Annotated in this window: 16 protein-coding genes; 5 read left to right on the top strand and 11 right to left on the bottom strand. The window is 72.5% G+C overall.

Annotated features, from left to right (window positions below; translation table 11 throughout):
• Positions 1-70: 70 nt before the first annotated feature.
• Positions 71-517: an Lrp/AsnC family transcriptional regulator gene (locus tag ACIGXP_RS03120; protein ID WP_363217753.1), complete on the bottom strand. Its 447-nt coding sequence runs from the start codon at positions 515-517 to the stop codon at positions 71-73.
• Between the two features lie 94 nt (positions 518-611).
• Between ACIGXP_RS03120 and ACIGXP_RS03115 the strand changes: the two genes are divergently transcribed.
• Positions 612-1,106, top strand: coding sequence for a rhodanese-like domain-containing protein (locus ACIGXP_RS03115; protein ID WP_399763290.1), 495 nt, complete (start codon positions 612-614; stop codon positions 1,104-1,106).
• 26 nt (positions 1,107-1,132) lie between these two features.
• On the top strand, positions 1,133-1,648 hold the full coding sequence (locus tag ACIGXP_RS03110) for an immunity 21 family protein (protein ID WP_363217755.1): 516 nt from the start codon (positions 1,133-1,135) through the stop codon (positions 1,646-1,648).
• A 16-nt stretch (positions 1,649-1,664) separates the two neighbouring features.
• Here ACIGXP_RS03110 and ACIGXP_RS03105 read toward each other — a convergent pair whose 3' ends face one another.
• From ACIGXP_RS03105 to ACIGXP_RS03080, 6 genes are all read right to left on the bottom strand, one after another.
• Entirely contained in the window at positions 1,665-2,903 is a 1,239-nt protein-coding gene (locus ACIGXP_RS03105; protein ID WP_399763287.1) for a cytochrome P450, read from the bottom strand.
• Between the two features lie 34 nt (positions 2,904-2,937).
• A complete protein-coding gene (locus ACIGXP_RS03100; protein ID WP_399763284.1) occupies positions 2,938-4,329 on the bottom strand; it encodes an NAD(P)/FAD-dependent oxidoreductase in 1,392 nt (463 codons plus the stop codon).
• Positions 4,319-4,567 carry a ferredoxin gene (locus ACIGXP_RS03095; RefSeq protein ID WP_363217758.1) on the bottom strand — a complete coding sequence of 83 codons (249 nt, stop codon included), beginning with the start codon at positions 4,565-4,567 and terminating at the stop codon, positions 4,319-4,321. Before ACIGXP_RS03095 ends, ACIGXP_RS03100 begins: the two co-directional genes overlap by 11 nt.
• A 145-nt stretch (positions 4,568-4,712) precedes the next feature.
• Positions 4,713-5,390, bottom strand: a complete 678-nt coding sequence (locus ACIGXP_RS03090; RefSeq protein ID WP_399763279.1) for a hypothetical protein — start codon at positions 5,388-5,390, stop codon at positions 4,713-4,715.
• 410 nt (positions 5,391-5,800) lie between these two features.
• A complete protein-coding gene (locus tag ACIGXP_RS03085) occupies positions 5,801-7,492 on the bottom strand; it encodes a DUF885 domain-containing protein (protein ID WP_399763276.1) in 1,692 nt (563 codons plus the stop codon).
• Between the two features lie 52 nt (positions 7,493-7,544).
• Positions 7,545-8,030 carry an Lrp/AsnC family transcriptional regulator gene (locus ACIGXP_RS03080; protein ID WP_360085500.1) on the bottom strand — a complete coding sequence of 162 codons (486 nt, stop codon included), beginning with the start codon at positions 8,028-8,030 and terminating at the stop codon, positions 7,545-7,547.
• Positions 8,031-8,090: 60 nt separating this feature from the next.
• Between ACIGXP_RS03080 and ACIGXP_RS03075 the strand changes: the two genes are divergently transcribed.
• The gene (locus ACIGXP_RS03075) at positions 8,091-9,290 is read left to right on the top strand and encodes a trans-sulfuration enzyme family protein (RefSeq protein WP_399763272.1); all 1,200 of its coding nucleotides are present in this window, start codon (positions 8,091-8,093) and stop codon (positions 9,288-9,290) included.
• 172 nt (positions 9,291-9,462) lie between these two features.
• Here ACIGXP_RS03075 and ACIGXP_RS03070 read toward each other — a convergent pair whose 3' ends face one another.
• The 4 genes from ACIGXP_RS03070 to ACIGXP_RS03055 all read right to left on the bottom strand — a co-directional run bounded on the left by ACIGXP_RS03070 (position 9,463) and on the right by ACIGXP_RS03055 (position 14,480).
• The gene (locus ACIGXP_RS03070) at positions 9,463-10,911 is read right to left on the bottom strand and encodes a GNAT family N-acetyltransferase (protein ID WP_399763269.1); all 1,449 of its coding nucleotides are present in this window, start codon (positions 10,909-10,911) and stop codon (positions 9,463-9,465) included.
• Positions 10,912-11,033: 122 nt separating this feature from the next.
• Positions 11,034-12,617 (bottom strand): alkaline phosphatase D family protein, encoded by a 1,584-nt coding sequence (locus ACIGXP_RS03065; RefSeq protein WP_399763266.1) that lies wholly within the window; start codon positions 12,615-12,617, stop codon positions 11,034-11,036.
• A 275-nt stretch (positions 12,618-12,892) separates the two neighbouring features.
• Positions 12,893-13,723: an alpha/beta fold hydrolase gene (locus ACIGXP_RS03060; protein WP_363217764.1), complete on the bottom strand. Its 831-nt coding sequence runs from the start codon at positions 13,721-13,723 to the stop codon at positions 12,893-12,895.
• 103 nt (positions 13,724-13,826) lie between these two features.
• Positions 13,827-14,480 (bottom strand): NADPH-dependent F420 reductase, encoded by a 654-nt coding sequence (locus tag ACIGXP_RS03055; protein WP_399763264.1) that lies wholly within the window; start codon positions 14,478-14,480, stop codon positions 13,827-13,829.
• A 122-nt stretch (positions 14,481-14,602) separates the two neighbouring features.
• Here ACIGXP_RS03055 and ACIGXP_RS03050 point away from each other — a divergent pair, with 122 nt between their 5' ends.
• Both ACIGXP_RS03050 and ACIGXP_RS03045 read left to right on the top strand, forming a co-directional pair.
• Positions 14,603-15,490 (top strand): RNA polymerase sigma-70 factor, encoded by an 888-nt coding sequence (locus tag ACIGXP_RS03050; protein ID WP_399763261.1) that lies wholly within the window; start codon positions 14,603-14,605, stop codon positions 15,488-15,490.
• 239 nt (positions 15,491-15,729) lie between these two features.
• Positions 15,730-16,491, top strand: coding sequence for a GntR family transcriptional regulator (locus ACIGXP_RS03045; RefSeq protein WP_399763257.1), 762 nt, complete (start codon positions 15,730-15,732; stop codon positions 16,489-16,491).
• The last annotated feature ends 56 nt before the right edge of the window (positions 16,492-16,547 follow it).

Raw genomic sequence — 16,547 nt, 5'->3', positions numbered from 1 at the left:
CACGTCACGCGGTGCTGTGCATCAGGACGTCCGGTGCGGGGACGGACCGCAGCGGGGCGTCGGCTGACGGTCAGCGTCCGAGCGGTCGCCGGGGCAGCGGTGAGGAGTACACGACGCTGGTGGTCACCGAGCCCAGCGCGCCGAGCTTCCCGGAGATCTCCTCCAGATGTGCCATCGACCGTGCGGAGACCTTGATGACGAAGCAGTCGTCGCCCGTCACATGGTGCGCCTCCAGGATCTCGGGCGTCGCGGCAACCAGGTCGTGGAACGGCTTGTAGTTGCCGTTCGGATACCGCAGCCGGACGAACGCCAGGATCGGCAGTCCGAGCCGCTCGGGGTCGACGACCGCCGCGTACCCCTGGATCACGCCCGCCTCCTCCAGCCGCCGCACCCGTTCGGTGACGGCACTCGGCGACATGGAGACGGCCCGCGCCAGCTCGGCGTAGCTGGCCCGTCCGTCCCGCTGGAGGACCTCAAGAATGCGCCAGTCGGTGGCGTCCGGGGAATACACGGTCATCCCGGAGAGATAGCAGGGGAATCCCGGCTTGGACAAGGGGGATGCCGTGGATCCCTCCTTCAGGGAGCCGGGTCCGGGCCGTAGATTTCTCGTCATGATCACCAAGCCCGCTGTGAACGCCGTGACCTCCGAGAACCCCGTCCTGCGCGTCGCCCCCGCCGCGCCCGCCGAAGCCGCCGCCTACTTCCGGGCGAGCCTGGCCTTCCACGCCGACGTCTCCGACGTGGCCGCCGCGCTCGCGGCCGGCGGCGACCCCGGCTTCGCCGTCGTGGACACCCGCTCCACCGAGTCCTGGGACCAGGGTCACATCCCCGGCGCGATCCACCTGCCCACCGCGCTCATCCCCGAGCAGGCCGAGCAGCTCCTCGACAAGTCCGTGCCGGTGGTGACGTACTGCTGGGGCCCCGGCTGCAACGGCGCCACCCGCGCCGCCCTCGCCCTCGCCCAACTCGGCTACCGGGTCAAGGAGATGCTGGGCGGCTTCGAGTACTGGGCCCGGGAGGGCTTCGCCTACGAGACCTGGCAGGGGCCTGCACAACACGCCGCCGATCCCCTGACCGCACCCGTCGAAGGCGAGTGCGGCTGCTGACCCGCGCGCGTGTAGGTTCTCTGCCCATGGCTCGATACGCGGATCCAGGCGCGCTGGAGTGGGTGGAATCGGGCGGTGGCCCGCTGATAGCCGTCCCGGAGACGGTGCTGCCGTTCTGGGCGGGCGCCGACAGCGAGGAACTCGACACCGACTACGACCGGGCATGCGAGGTCGACGGATACGTCGGCCTGCTCCCGGTCGGCGACAGCGCGGCCCTGGTGTTCGGCGACGAACCCGCCTCCACCTCCTACCTGCCGGACCACACCGCCTTCGTACGGTGGTCCGCCGCGAACTCCGAGGCCGAACTGCTCGCCACCGTCCCCGCTGCCCTCGACACGGCGGTGTGGGCCGACGAGATGCGCTGGCGGGTGCCCGGCCCGGTGCTGCTCTTCGACTCGGCCTGGCCGGGCGGCGCCGCGCCGAGCCAGGAGCATGTGCGCATCGAGCTGGAGCCGGGCTCGTACGCGGTGCGCGCCGCGTACGTCCAGCCCGGACCGGAGACCTGGGTCGGCCTGGTGCAGCTCCGACGGCTCGGCCCCTGACCGGACCGCCGAGCGGTCAACGCAGCCCGTCGAAGGCGATGTTCAGATGCCGCGGGCCGCGCAGCACCGCGTTGCGCCGGTACGGCGGCGGGTCCTCGACCAGACGGGGATTCTCCAGCCGCCGGGCCAGTTCGGACAGGGCGATCTGGGTCTCCAGCCGGGCCAGCGGAGCGCCGAAGCAGCTGTGGATGCCGCTGCCGAACCCCAGGTGCTGGATGTCCTCGCGGTCCGGGTCGAAGCGCTCGGGATCCTTGAACCGCTCGGGGTCCCGGTTGCCCGCGGCCAGCATCAGCCAGATCCGGGAGCCCTTGGGGATGACGACCCCGCGCAGCTCGATGTCGGCGATACAGGTGCGCTGCGGCACGATCTGCACCGGCGGCTCGTAGCGCAGCAGCTCCTCCACGATCCGCACCGACAGCTGTGGATCCTCCCGGAGCCGCTGCAGAACCTCCGGGTGCCGCAGCAGGGTGAGCATGCCGTTGGTGATGAGGTTCACCGTCGTCTCGTGACCGGCGATCAGCAGCAGCACCGCGGTGCTGAGCACTTCCATCATCGTCATGGCACCGTCCGGGCCCCTGCTGCCCACGAGGTCGGACAGCAGATCGTCCTGCGGCTCCCTGGTGCGCTGCTCGACCAGTCCGGCGAGGTACATCCCGAGCTGCATCCGCGCTTCCTGCGCCGCCTTGACGAACTCCGCGTCGGCGTTCTGGCGCGTCTCCGGGTCCAGGCTCGCGACCAGCGGGTCCACCCAGGTACGAAAGCGCGGCTCGTCCTCCCGGGGCACGCCCAGCAGCCGGCAGATCACCGTCACGGGGAAGGGGTAGGCGAAGTCGTCGACCAGGTCGATCTGCCGCTCGTCCTTCAGCCCGTCGAGCAGCCCGTCCACGATGGCGCCCAGCTCACCGCGCATGTTCTCCACCCGGCGCGGCCGGTGCGGCGGCCCGAAGCCCCGGTTGGCGATGCGCCTGAGCCGGTCGTGCTCCGGCGGGTCGAGCCGGATGAACGACGGCGGCAGCCCTCCCGTCTCGTCCGCCTGGCTCAGTTCGTCGTCGCCGGCGGCGGCCAGATTGGCGGCGTCGGAGCTGATCCGCGGATCGTGGAGCAGCGCCTCGATGTCCCAGTAGGAACTGATGACATAGGGGCCGCCGTCCTCTTCGTGCAGCACCGGTGTCTTGCGGAGTTCCGCGTACAGCGGGTACGGGTCGGCACGGTTGGCGAAGTCGGTGATCTGGCGGAACAGCGAGGCCTGCGTCATGACAAGTCCTTGGAGCGTCGGGGCCGGGCGGCGGTCAGTGCCGGGCGGGGTGGAAGACCAGCTGCTGATCGGCCGGTGAGTAGCCACTGAGGGTCACGGTGGGACCGTGGGTCGGCAGAGACGGGTCGGGGAAGTCGGCCGGCACCGGCTGCCGGCCCTCGGGACGCCGGTCCATCGTCGGGAACTCCACCGGGAACGGCGTGCCCCGCTCGATCTGCCGCGCGTAGAACTCCAGCCACCGGGTGTTGTCGAAGGTCACGGCGGCGATCATGCGGCCCTCGTAGCCGTACACGCCGACGAACCGGCGCTCGGCGAGCGAACCCTGAGTGATCATGATCTGCTCGCCCATCGGCGGCACGCCGACCGACTTGATGTTCACGCCGAACATCGAGGACCAGAACGCGGGCATCCACAGGTGCGGACGACGGTCGGCGCCGTGGCAGATCATGTTGTGCGCGGCCGTCTCCGCCTGGGCGACGGCGTTGCCCCAGTGCTCCAGCGACAGGAACTGGTAGCCGAACAGCGCGTGCGGCGAGCGCGCGACGTCACCGGCCACGAAGACGTCGTCCGTGACGATCCCCCGGAAGTCGAAGGCCCGGCAGCCCGCGTCACAGGCGATGCCCCGGGGCCCGGCGCCCAGCCCCGACCCGGCCAGCCAGTCGGTGTTGCGCACCGAGCCCAGCGAGACCACGACCACGTCCGCCTCGACGACGCTCTCGTCGGACAGGTGGACGGCCCGCACCCTGCCCGTCGCGTCGCCCTCCAGCGAGGTCACCGTGACATGGGTGCGCAGATCCACGCCGTTCTCCAGCTGCAGGTCGGCGGCGACCGCGCCGACGACCCCGCCGAGCGCGCCCACCAGCGGCGCCCCCGCCCGCTCCGCCACGGTCACCGGGAGGCCCATCTCCCGGCAGGCCGATGCGACCTCCGAACCGGCGAAGCCCGCACCGATGACGAACACCCGGCGCGGCCCCGCCTTCAGCCGCTGGTAGAGATCGGCTGCGTCGTCCCGGGTGCGCAGCAGGCAGACGCCGTCCAGCCGGGCCTCCTCCTCCTTCGGCCAGGGCCGGGCGCGGACGCCGGTCGCGATGAGCAGCCGGTCGTACTCCACCTCGTCCCCGTCGGCCAGCCGGACCCGCTTGGCCGTCAGGTCCAGACCGGCCGCCGGGACACCGAGCCGCCACTTGGCGTCGATCTCCCGGCGGTGCGGCAACTCGGTGTGGCGCGCGGACGCCATGCCCAGCAGGACGGACTTGGACAGCGGCGGCCGGTCGTACGGCTCGTACGGCTCGTCACCGATCAGGGTCAGCTCGCCGGTGAAGCCTTCGGCGCGCAGTGTCTCGGCGGCCCGCAGCCCCGCCAGCGAGGCACCCACGATGACGATACGGCCCTCACGCCTGAGCCAGTCCACATGGTCAGCGGCCATCGGAAGCCTCCCGGGCGGCCCCGGCCCCCGGCTCGGCCCCGGTACCGTCCAGACCGTCCGCCGTGATCGCCTGGACCGGGCAGGCGGCGACGGCACGGGCCAGCCGCTCCCGCTGCTCCTCGGGGGCGTGCGGGTTGTAGACGAGTGACTCGTCGCCGTGCATGGCGAAGACATCGGGCGCGAGGAACGCGCACTGGGCGTACCCCTGGCATTTGTTGAGATCGACGACGAGCCTCATCGACGCTCCGCCTTTCCGGTGGCCAGGTCCGGTGGCGCCGGCCTTGTCGCGCGGCATTCCCGGACGGCGGTCATGTCCCGTTTGCCAGCATGAGCGGCGTGCAGCGAGCCCGCCCGTCGGGCAACCCCATTCGGGCTGCCGGCCGTCACGAGGTCGCGGTGGTACGCGTCCCGGCGCGACCGCTCGCCACGAGGACATACACGCTGAGCAGGAGTGACCACGCGGGGAAGGCCAGCTCCGCCCAGGGGACGTTGGATGCGACGAAGAGCAGCGTGAGGGCCGTCAGGGAGCCCACGACCGACAGCCAGCGGGGCAGGACAGCCAGGCGGTGGCCGATCACCGACATGGCGGAGACGAAGACGGCCGCCATCCGCGTGGCGTACTCCGTGATCAGGATGTACGCGAGATGACGGCCGAAGTCCCAGACGGGCAGGTCCGGCGCCCTGCCGGCGGCGTGTCCGACCACGAGGACGGCCTGCGCGGCCGCGGCGGCATCGAACATGGTGGCGGTGAAGACCAGTCCGCTGCCGAGGAAGACGGTGCTGAGGAACTTGTCCTCGGCCGCGCCGACGTACGCCCGTACCGCGCCGACGAACCACAGGAAGAAGATGCCGGCGAACGGCACCAGCACGAGGGCGGCACGCAACGCGTTACGGCGCCCGGTGTCCGTGAACCCTCCGGCGGTGGCCGCGCCGGCCCCTTCGGGGATGCCCAGCCGCAGCAGGACGATCACCGCCGCGAACAGCAGCGCGAACACCACTCCCGCCAGCCCGGCCGCCCGCGGTGTCTCCAGCACTCGCCGTCCCTGCCCCTGCTGCCGCATCCCGGCCCGCCTCCTCCGCATCGCCTGCGGAACCAGCTAGCCGCCGCCCGACCGCCTGCGCCACCGGGGAGGGCTGTACGGCCGAGGGCGCCGTCCGGCGGGGCGGCCCGGCAGCAGGAGGCTCATGGCCGAGGGGGCCGACCCGAGGTCCGGGACGCAGTGCGCGCGCCCCCCGAACGGGCACGGCACCCGGCGCCGCAGCCCGTGCCCGCTCCGGAGCCGTGAGCCGTTCCGTTCCGGTGCCATGCCCGGGGTGGTCCCGTTCCGGTGCCATCCCCGGGGCGCCGACAGCCCCGAAGCCGTGGTGGCGTGCCGGGTGAGAGTGCCTGTGCCCTGCGGACGGGCGCCCTCGCCCCGATCACCGGTCGGCACCGGGTACGACACGCGCGAGAGCCGCGCCGCCCTCGCGGTCAGAGCCGGGCCAGCTCGTCCACCAGGTCGTCCAGCCCCAGCGAACCCTGCGACAGCGCCGCCATGTGCCAGGCCTTCAGGTCGAACGCGTCGCCGTGCCGCTGACGTGCCTTCTCCCGGCCCAGCAGCCACGCCCGCTCGCCGAGCTTGTAGCCGATCGCCTGGCCCGGAATCGTCAGGTACCGGGTCAGCTCGCTCTCCACGAAGTCCGCCGGCCGGCTGCTGTGCGCGCCGAAGAACTCCTGCGCCAGCTCCGGCGTCCACCGCTCCCCGGGGTGGAACGGAGAGTCGGCGGGGATCTCCAGCTCCAGGTGCATACCGATGTCCACGATCACCCGCGCCGCCCGCATCATCTGCGCGTCAAGATAGCCGAGCCGCTCCTCGGGACCCGTGAGGTAGCCCAGCTCGTCCATCAGCCGCTCCGCGTACAGCGCCCAGCCCTCGGCGTTGGCACTGACGATGCCCACCGTCGCCTGGTAGCGGGAGAGGTCCTGCGCGACGTGCGCCCACTGCGCGAGCTGGAGGTGGTGGCCGGGCACGCCCTCGTGGTACCAGGTCGAGACGAGGTCGTAGACCGGGAAGCGGGTCTGGCCCATCGTGGGCAGCCAGGTGCGGCCGGGACGGGAGAAGTCCTCCGTCGGTGCCGTGTAGTAGGGGGCCGCCGCGCCGCCGGGCGGGGCGATGCACGACTCCACCTTCCGTACCCGCTCGGCGAGTTCGAAGTGGGTGCCGTCCAGGTCCTCGATGGCCTTGTCCATCAGGCCCTGCAGCCACTCACGGACCTCGTCCACGCCCTCGATGTGCCGGCCGTGCTCGTCGAGGTGCGCGAGCGCCACCCACGGGGTCTCGGCGCCGGGCAGGATCTTCTCGGCCTCCTGCTTCATCTCGCCGAGGATCCGGTGGAACTCCGACCAGCCGTACGCGTACGCCTCGTCCAGATCCAGATCGGTGCCGTTGAAGTAGCGGGACCAGCGCGCGTACCGCTCGCGGCCCACCGTGTTCGGGGCGCCCTCGATCGCCGGCGCGTACACGTCGCGCAGCCAGTCCCGCAGCTCCACCAGGGCGCCGGTCGCCGCGCGGGCCGCGGTGTCCAGCTCGGTGCGCAGCGCCTCGGGCCCGGCGGCGGCGAAGTCCTCGTACCAGCCGCGGCCGTTGCCGTCCGTGTCCGTCCACTCGGTGAGCTGCTGGATGTACGTCGCGGTCGGCCGGGGCGCGGCGAACAGCTTGCGGTCCAGGCCCGCTTGCAGCGACTCGCGATAGCCGGCGAGTGCGGCCGGCACCGCGCGCAGCCGCTCCGCGATCGCCGCCCAGTCCTCCTCCGTCTGCTGCGGTGTCACGGTGAAGATGTCCCGCACCGAGTGGCCGGGCGTGCTCATGTTGCCGATCGCACGCAGGTGTTCGTCCGCCTCGTGCACGGCGAGTTCGGCGGTCAGCCGCTCCCGCAGCAGCCGCGCGCAGCGCCGCTCCACGTCACTGTCCGCACCGGGCTGCCGCTCCGCCTCGGCCAGCTTCGCGAGGGTGGTCCGGGCCAGCTCCGCGAGGGCGGCCCGGCCCGCGGGCGAGTAGTCGGGCAGCCGACGCGAACTCTCCTTCACACCGAGGTAGGTACCGGTCACCGGGTCCAGGGCGATGAGGCCGTCCACGTACGCGTCGGCCACCTCACGGGGCAGCGGGCTCTTGGTCTCAGACATGCGGCCATCCTCGTACGCGGAGGATCATCGCGTCACCCACGTGCGGGGGGATTCAGCTCTGGGCGTGGCCGGGAGGCAGCAGTGGTCCGCACTCCCACTGCTGGAAGATCAACCGGGTCTCCACCCGGGCCACCTCGCGCCGTGCCGTGAACTCGTCGAGCACCAGTCGCTGCAGATCCGCCATGTCCGCGACGGCCACATGCACCAGATAGTCGTCCGGGCCGGTCAGATGGAACACCGACCGTGCCTCCGGCAGGGCCCGGATCCGCTCCACGAACGGCCCCACGAGCTCCCGCCGGTGCGGCCGCACCTGTACCGACAGCAGCGCCTGGAGCCCGCGCCCGAGTTTGGCCGGATCGAGCCGCAGCTGATGGCCGAGGATCACGCCCGAGCGGCGCAGCCGCGTCACCCGGTCCAGGCAGGTCGACGGCGCCACGCCCACCTGCACGGCGAGATCGCGGTAGGTGGTCCGGGCGTCGTTCTGCAGCAGCCGCAGCAGATGGAGATCCACCGGATCCAGTACGACAGATTCGGCCATTGGCCGAACGTAGCACGGTGTTCGAATTCAGTGAACCGTTCGATGTTCACCCTTCCGCCCATGGACACAGCGAGCATCGGTGCCTACGACGACGTACGCACCGCATCGAGAGCCCTGGCCACAGAAGCCGTGCACGCCGGCCGCGACGATCTCGCCCGCCAGGGCCTGCACGCCCCGCCGATCGACCTGTCCACCACCTACCCCTCCCATGACAGCCGTGGTGAGGCCGCCCGCATCGATTCCTTCGCCACCGACGGCGCCGACCCGGCCGGTCCGCCGATCTACGGCCGGCTCGGCAACCCGACCGTCGCCCGCTTCGAGACCGCACTGGCCCGGCTGGAGGGCACCGAGTCCGCGGTCGCCTTCGCCAGCGGCATGGCGGCGCTCAGCGCGGTCCTGCTCGCCCGGTCCGCCCTGGGACTGCGCCATGTGGTCGCGGTACGGCCCCTGTACGGCTGCAGCGACCACCTGCTCACCGCAGGGCTGCTCGGCACCGAGGTCACCTGGACCGACCCGGCCGGCATCACCGACGCGCTGCGCCCGGACACGGGGCTCGTGATGGTCGAGTCCCCGGCCAACCCGACCCTCGCCGAACTCGACCTGCGGGCCGTCGCGCACGCCTGCGGTTCGGTGCCGTTGCTCGCCGACAACACCTTCGCCACGCCGGTGCTGCAGCGCCCGGCCGAGCACGGCGCCCGCATGGTGCTGCACAGTGCCACGAAGTACCTCGGCGGGCACGGCGATGTGCTGGCCGGAGTCGTCGCCTGCGACGAGGAGTTCGCGGGCAGGCTGCGGCAGATACGGTTCGCCACCGGTGGCGTCCTGCATCCGCTGGCCGGCTATCTGCTGCTGAGGGGACTGTCCACGCTCCCGGTCCGGGTGCGGGCCGCTTCCGCGAACGCCGCCGAACTGGTCCGCCGGCTCGCCGCCGACCCGCGCGTGGCCCGCGTCCACTATCCGCGCATCGGCGGCGCGATGATCGCCTTCGAGGTGCACGGGGACCCGCACGAGGTCATCTCCCGGGTCCGGCTCGTCACCCCGGCGGTGAGCCTCGGCAGCGTCGACACGCTCATCCAGCACCCCGCCTCCATCAGCCACCGCATCGTCGACGCGGAGGATCGCAGGGGCGCCGGGGTGAGCGATCGGTTGCTGCGGCTGTCGGTGGGGCTGGAGGACGTGGACGACCTGTGGGCGGACCTCGACCAGGCGCTGGGGGAGCCCGCCCGGACGCCGGTACCGCTGCGGGAAGCGGTGCGCTGAGCGGTACCGGCCGAGCATGGGCTGCGCGGAGTTCGGCACCGCCGGACACCGCCGTCGTGGCTGAGCGCCGTTGCGGTGGATTCATGGTGCGGCCGCCCTGGTGGAGCACCCGGGGACCAACGGCCCCGCCCCGGGGCTGCCGGCCCGGCCCGGGGCGGCCGCGGCGGCCGGGTCAGTCGCGGCGGGCCGGGTCGCCGGCGTGGCGCAGGCCGGTCTCGTACGGCAGGTGCTGCGCGGCCGGTGTGGCGTTCAGGCGGGCCGTGATGACCAGCGTGCCCTCCTCGATCTGGTAGTCCAGGGGCAGCCCGAGGCCACGCATCGCGGCGACCATGCCGGTGTTGGACGCCTGCGTCACGGCGTACACGCTCTCGCAGCCGGCCTCCACGGCCATCGCGACCAGCCGGTCGAGCAGCTCACCGCCGATGCCGCGCTGCTGCCAGTCGTCCTCGATCAGCAGCGCGACCTCGGTCTCGTCGCCGTCCCAGAGCAGATGCCCGAGGCCGACGATGCGTCCGGAGGTGGTCTGCGCGGCCAGCGTCCGGCCGAAACGGGGGCTGAGCAGGTGGTTCAGATAACGGTCCGCGTCGCCGACCGGGCCGTGGTAGCGCAGCCCGAGGGTGCGCGGCGAGCACCGCTCGTGCATCGCCTTGGCGGCGGCCAGATCTCCGGTGTCGACCCGGCGGAGGGTGATGTCGTTGCCCTCCGGCAGCGTCAGCACGTCCTTGCCGCGCGGGATCCGCGGACCGAGCCGGTTGTCCAGCTCCACCAGCGCCCGGGCCCGCGCGAACTCGGTGGGCGTGAACGGCAGATACGGCCGCTCCACCGTGAGTACACCGCCCTCCGGTGCCGGCAGCCGCATCACGGTGTCCTCCAGCACGCCCTCGCCCGGCACCGGCTCCGGCCCGCGGCCACCGCCGACCGGTGCCCCGGGCAGTGAGCGGATCGTGCACCGGCCCAGCAACTGGCGCAGCGCGAGCGGCAGTTCGGCGGCGTCCAGCGCGGTGCGCGCGGCCAGACCGAGCACCCGGGTGGGGGCGTCGACCAGGTCATGGGCGTCGGCCCGCTCGATCCAGGTGGACGCGCCGCCGGCCAGCGCGACCGCCCGGGAGATCTCGGCCGCCGTCAGCGCGCCGGGCGCCCGGAGCAGGAACTCGTCCACGGTGCCGTCGGCCAGGGGGTGCGTCTGGAGGCTCAGGATGTCGACGCGCCGCTCGGCCAGCGCCGTGCACAGGGCCGCCAGTGAGCCCGGCTCGTCCTTCACCGTCGTCCGCATCCGCCACAGCGCGCTGGTGCCGGCCACGTCGTCCGCGGTGTCGTCCGGCTGCGCCGAGGGCCCGGCCGACCGCGTCTCGGCGGCCGGCCGGGCACCGGTATCACCGGCCGGAGGTGCGTGTCCGTGGTGCCGTGCCCACCAGGTGTGGAAGCCGGCCGTCGCGGCCAGCGCGAGCGCCGAGACCACCAGCAGCGCGGGACCGTCGGGGCCGTGCCCGATCAGGTTCGCCACGCCGTCGGCGACCGCGACGGCCGTGAACAGGGCGGCGAGCTCCACGAGGTCCCGCCGCCAGTGGTGCACGGGGCGTCCGTGCTTCACTCGGGTCACATTCGACATCTCTGCAGTCATGCAGCCACTGTGAAGGAAGCGTGTTGCGTGATCACGAACGGCTTGTGACCGATGAGTAAAGCATGCTCCGTCCCTTTTGTTGGATTTTCTACGGCCGGGCCGCCCCGGATCCGCCCGGCGCGCTACTGGCCGACCCGGCCCGGCTGGAGCGTCTGCGTGAACAGCACGGTGCCGTCGTACTCCCGCAGCCGGACCGTCAGCTCGCCGCTGTCGCCGTCGATGTCGACCTGTCCGAAGAACTGGTAACCCTCGGCCGGAGACACGTTGGAGGCGGTGGGCGCCTTGACGAACACCCGGTCCGGGCCGAACGTGCCGTCCAGCGCGTTGGCCGGGAAGGCACCCGCGTTGAGCGGTCCCGAGACGAACTCCCAGAACGGCTCGAAGTCCTTGAACGCGGCCCGCGACGGGTCGTAGTGCTGGGCGGAGGTGTGGTGCACGTCGGCCGTCAGCCACACCGTGCCGGTGATCCGCCGGTGCTTGATGAAGCGCAGCAGCTCGGCGATCTGCAGCTCGCGGCCGAGCGGAGCGCCCGGGTCGCCCTGCGCGACGGCCTCGAAGTCCGGCTTGCCCTCCACCGGGTCGGGCACGACGAGACCGAGCGGCATGTCGTTGGCGATCACCTTCCACACCGCACGGGACTTCGCGAGCTCCCGCTTGAGCCACTCCAGCTGCTCACGCCCGAGGATGCCCACCGGGTCCGCGGTCTGGTCGTCGGGGGAGTTCGCGTTGCGGTAGGTGCGCATGTCGAGCACGAACACGTCGAGCAGCGGACCGTGGTGGACGACCCGGTAGATCCGGCCGTCCGGGCGCTCGCCGAGGGTCGAGACCGGGAAGTACTCGGAGAACGCCTGCCGGGAGCGCAGCGCCAGGTCGTCGAGCCTGGTGCCGGCCGGGTACGGGGTGCCGGTGCCGATGACCTCGCCCGGGTACCAGTTGTTGCGGACCTCGTGGTCGTCCCACTGGATGATGTTCGGCACCTGGGAGTTGAACCGGCGCAGCGCCGCGTCCAGCAGGTTGTAGCGGAAGTTGCCCCGGTAGTCGTCCAGAGTGGTCGCGACGTGCGACTTCTCCTCGGTGGTGACGTTCCGGTACACGCTGCCGTCGGGCAGGGTCGCGGCCTGCGCGATCGGACCGTCGGCGTAGATGTTGTCGCCGCTGCACAGGAAGAAGTCCGGGTCGGCCTTCGCCATGGCGTCGAAGATGCGGTAACCGCCGATCGACTCGTTGATGCCCCAGCCCTGCCCGGCCAGATCACCGGACCACACGAACCGCACTCCCTGACGCCGCTTGGCGGGCGCGGTACGGAAGGTCCCGGTCACCGGCTCGCCGGTGGCGCGCGGGTCGTCCGGGTCGGCGAGCAGCACCCGGTAATGGATCTGCTCGCCCGACGGCAGGCCGTGCAGCCGGGTGGTGCCGGTGAAGTCCGTGCCGGAGCCCAGCAGCGGGCCGTGCCATCGGCGCACCTTGCGGAACGACTCGGTGGCCGAGGTCTCCACGATCATCCGGGCCGGCCGGTCCGAACGCACCCACACCAGGCCGGAGTCGGTGGTCACATCGCCCGCCTGCACGCCCCAGCCCGCCCGGGGGCGCCCGGAGCGGGCGAACGCCGGGGCCGCGCCGAGGCCGACGGGCAGGGTGAGTGCCGCCGACGCGGCCAGGGAGCCGCGCAGAACACTGCGGCGGCCGGGGGACGGACGGTCTGACATGGCTGCGCCTCCAGAGACGGGATCCGGCCAGTGTGCGGAGCCACACCTACGGGGGCGTTGCGGCGCGCGAGGAAACACGGGGTGAACAACGGGACTTGGCGCGGAGCGGTGCGGGGCGAGCGGGGGTCATGCCCTGTCCGGCCGGACCGCGGCAGCTCTGCCACCGACGGTGGTGCGACTCCCCGGGGGCGCGGGGAACTGCGCGACCGGCCACGACGGACCCGCAGACGACCGTGGACCCGCACTCCGGCGGCGCTGTGACCGGCACACCGTGTTCAGCGGCTGCCGTCCAGGATGACCCGGGCGACCAGCGCCGGGTCGTCGTTCATCGGGCAGTGTCCGCAGCCGGGCAGCCGCACCAGTCGCGCGTGCGGGATCAGCTGCTTGGCCCGTACGCCCTGACGGCGGACGAGGAGCCGGTCCCGGCTGCCCCAGGCCACCGTGACCGGCAGGCCCGGCAGAGCGTCGGTGAACTGCACCGAGGCGCCCGCCCGCAGCGTCGCCTCGAATCCGGTGGCGTCCACCAGCGCGAGTGTCTCGGCGACCACGGCCTGAGGGTCGCGGCGCGCGGGACGGGCGTAGATGGTGCTGGTCAGCGCGGTACGGCCGGCCGCGGTGCGCGACAGGCGCTCCACGAGTGGCAGCGGAAGCCGCTGGGCGATGCCCCGCATCGCGAGCAGCACCGCGAAGGCGTACCGGCGCTCGGCCTGTGTCCAGAACCCGGCGGGGGAGAGCGCCGTGACGGAGCGCACGAGCTTCTCCCGGCCCAGCTCCAGGGCGAGCAGGCCGCCCAGTGAGTTGCCCGCGATGTGCGGGCGGTCCAGCTCCAGCGCCTCGAACAGGGCGCCGAGGACGGAGTTGGTGGTCGGCAGGTCGTAGGCGAGGCCGTCCGGCAGCCCCGGGGACGCGCCGAAGCCCGGCAGGTCGACGGCGATCACGTCGCGCTCGGTGGCGAGGATGTCCACGACCGGGTCCCAGGCCTGCCGGTGATGGCCGATCCCGTGCAGCAGGACCAGCGGTTCACCGTGTCCCACGCGCGCGTAGGACACGGCCACGTCCTTCGGGCCATGGGGAGTGGGGACCTTGAAGGAGACGGTGGCGGACATGGGGTGCTCCTCGTCTGGGTGCTGACGGACGCCGTAGACAGCTTGTCAGCAATTGCTACCGACCGGTAGGCCCTGATCGGCGTACGTCTGGCCGCCGGGTCCGTCAACCCGCCCGGCGCACCTCGATGTTGAAGTCCGCGGTCCCGAACTGCCGCATCATGGTGAGCCACAGCGGCAGATACATCTCCACCGCCCGCGCCGCGCGGATCCCGCCCAGGTCCAGCACCCGGTCCGCCGGCCATCCGAACTCCCCGAGCAGGTCCGTCACCTGCTGTTTGGCCCTGGCATCGTCGCCGCACACGAACAGGTGGTGCGCCCCCGGTACCCGCCCCGGATCCACCATCACCTGACAGTTGACCGTGTTCAGCGCCTTCACCACGCGCGCGTGCGGAAAGGCCCGCTGGATCTGCTCGCCGACGCTGTCCGACTCCACCGGGTCCAGACGCGGCTGGCCGTCCTCGAAGGCAAGGGGATTGGAGACGTCCACCACGACCTTGCCGTCGAGGTGCTCCGCACCGGCCGCCCGCAGCGCGTCGAGCGCCACCCGGCCGCCCACCGCATTGACGACCACCTCGCCCGCGGCGGCCGCCTCCGCGAACGTGCCCGCGCGGGCGCGCTCCGCCGCTGCCGTGGCCCACTCCAGCGCCACCGGGTTGTCCTTGACGCGGGACCCGAGGGTCACCTCGTGCCCCAGCTCCACCAGCCTGCCGCCCAGCGTGCGGCCCACCTCGCCCGTGCCCAGCACCGCGTATCGCATCGGCCACCTCCAGGTCACCGGCCGCCGACCCCCGGCGGTCCGCGGTCATTGTGATCCGGACCGGCGCCGGACGGTCCGATTCCGGGTGGACACACCCGGCGCGTGTCGGATGGGATGGACCGGTGACCGCCGACGCCGCGACCGACCTCTTCGAAACGCACCGCCCCCTGCTCATGGGGGTCGCCTACCGCATGCTCGGCCGGGTGGCCGACGCCGAGGACGTGGTCCAGGACGCCTGGCTGCGCTGGTCCCGCGCCGACCGTGCGGAGGTCCGCGAACCACGCGCCTACCTGGTGCGCATCACCACCCGCCTGGCCATCGACCGGCTGCGCCAGGTGCAGGCGCGCGGTGAGGCGTACGTCGGGCCGTGGCTGCCGGAGCCGTACCTCACGGAGTTCGGCGACGCCGCCCCGGACGCGGCGGACCATGCCCTGCTCACCGACAGCGTCTCCCTCGCCGTCCTGGTCGTCATGGAGTCGCTGTCGCCGCTGGAGCGGGCCGTCTTCGTGCTCAGGGAGGCGTTCGGCTACCCGTACGCCGAGATCGCCGCCCTGCTCGACCGCGCCGAGACGGCGGTACGGCAACTCGCCGGGCGGGCGCGCCGACACGTGGAGGAACGGCGGCCGCGCTACGAGGTCGATCCGGCCCAGCGGCGTGAGCTGACCGAACGCTTCCTCGCCGCCGCGGGCGGCGGTGACCTGGACGGGCTCATGTCCCTGCTCGCCCCGGACGTCCGCCTGGTCGGCGACAGCGGCGGCAAGGCCAAGGCGCCGGTGCGCATCCTGCACAGCGCCGACAAGGTCGGCCGCTTCCTCATCGCCGTCGCACGGCAGCAGCTCCAGGCGGAGCCGTCGTACCGCTTCCTGGAAACCAACGGCGGGCCGGCGCTGCTGACCCTGTCCGACGGCAAGCCCGACAGCCTGGTCCAGGTGGACGTCGCCGACGGCCGCGTCACGACCGTGTACGTGGTCCGCAACCCGGACAAGCTGCGGCACCTCGCCGACCGCTGAACCCCACGCGCCCCGGAGCCCCCGTCCCGCGACGGGGGCTTCGCCGCGATGTCACACACACCGCCGCGTACGAACGCCTCATGAACGCTCCGCGGCAGGCCGCCCGAACGCCGCCCAAGGGATCGAGGATTGGTCTTGACCAAGGGTGAAGGCCGCCCTATGGTCGCAGAGAAGTGCAACAACCTTTAATAAACAAGGGCGCTAAAAACCGCCGGACCACGGCTCTTGCGGAGGACAGGGTGGGGACCACGCAGCTGGAATCGGTGCCGGAACCGAAGTACTGGCATCTCAAGACCGTGCTCACCGAGGCACTGGACTCGGAGTTCTCGGTCGGCGAGATCCTGCCCAACGAGCGCGACCTCGCCGCCCGCTTCGGCGTGGCCCGCGCCACGCTCCGCCAGGCCCTCGAACAGCTGGAGCTGGAAGGCAGGCTGCAGCGCCGCCGCGGCGTCGGTACGACCGTCGCACCCCCGCGCGTGGGCGTGGCCGTCGGCACCGAGCAGCACGCCTGGCCGGGTGCCGCCTCGGACGCCTGGCAGCCCCTCGACTGCGACCGGGCGGTGCCGCCCCCGGCCGTCGCCACGGCCCTGCAGACCGGCGCGGACGAGCCCGTCCACATCGTGCGCCGCTCCCGGATGTCCCACGGCCAGCCGGTCGCCACCGAACTGCTCTACATCCCGGCGGCCTCGGTGCCCGACCTCACCGCGATCGACGCCCCGTCCACCCCGGCACGCGCGCGTGCGGTGCTGCGCGAACTGCAGCACCTGACGCTGGAGGGCCAGGACCGCGCCGTCGAGCTGGGCTCCGCCCGCGCGGACGACGCCAAGGAGCTCGACCGTCTCCCCGGCTCGCCCGTCCTGGTCGTCACCACCCGCTTCTTCGCCGCGGGTCGCACCGCCGCCCTGTCCGTGGCGACGTACCGCGCCGACACCTGCCGGCTGACCTTCGGCGACTCACCGGACGTGGAAATACACCACGGCCCGGAACGCCAGGCTTCCTGATCCCCCCGGTAGCCCCGTAACGCCGGGTGCGACACCAAGCCGAGGGGCGCGGGGAA

Origin of the sequence: Streptomyces sp. NPDC053069, from assembly GCF_044546895.1 — a bacterium.
Classification (GTDB): Bacteria; Actinomycetota; Actinomycetes; order Streptomycetales; family Streptomycetaceae; genus Streptomyces.
Note: the sequence above shows the minus strand (reverse complement) of the source record. Positions and strands in the feature narration are given on the sequence as shown.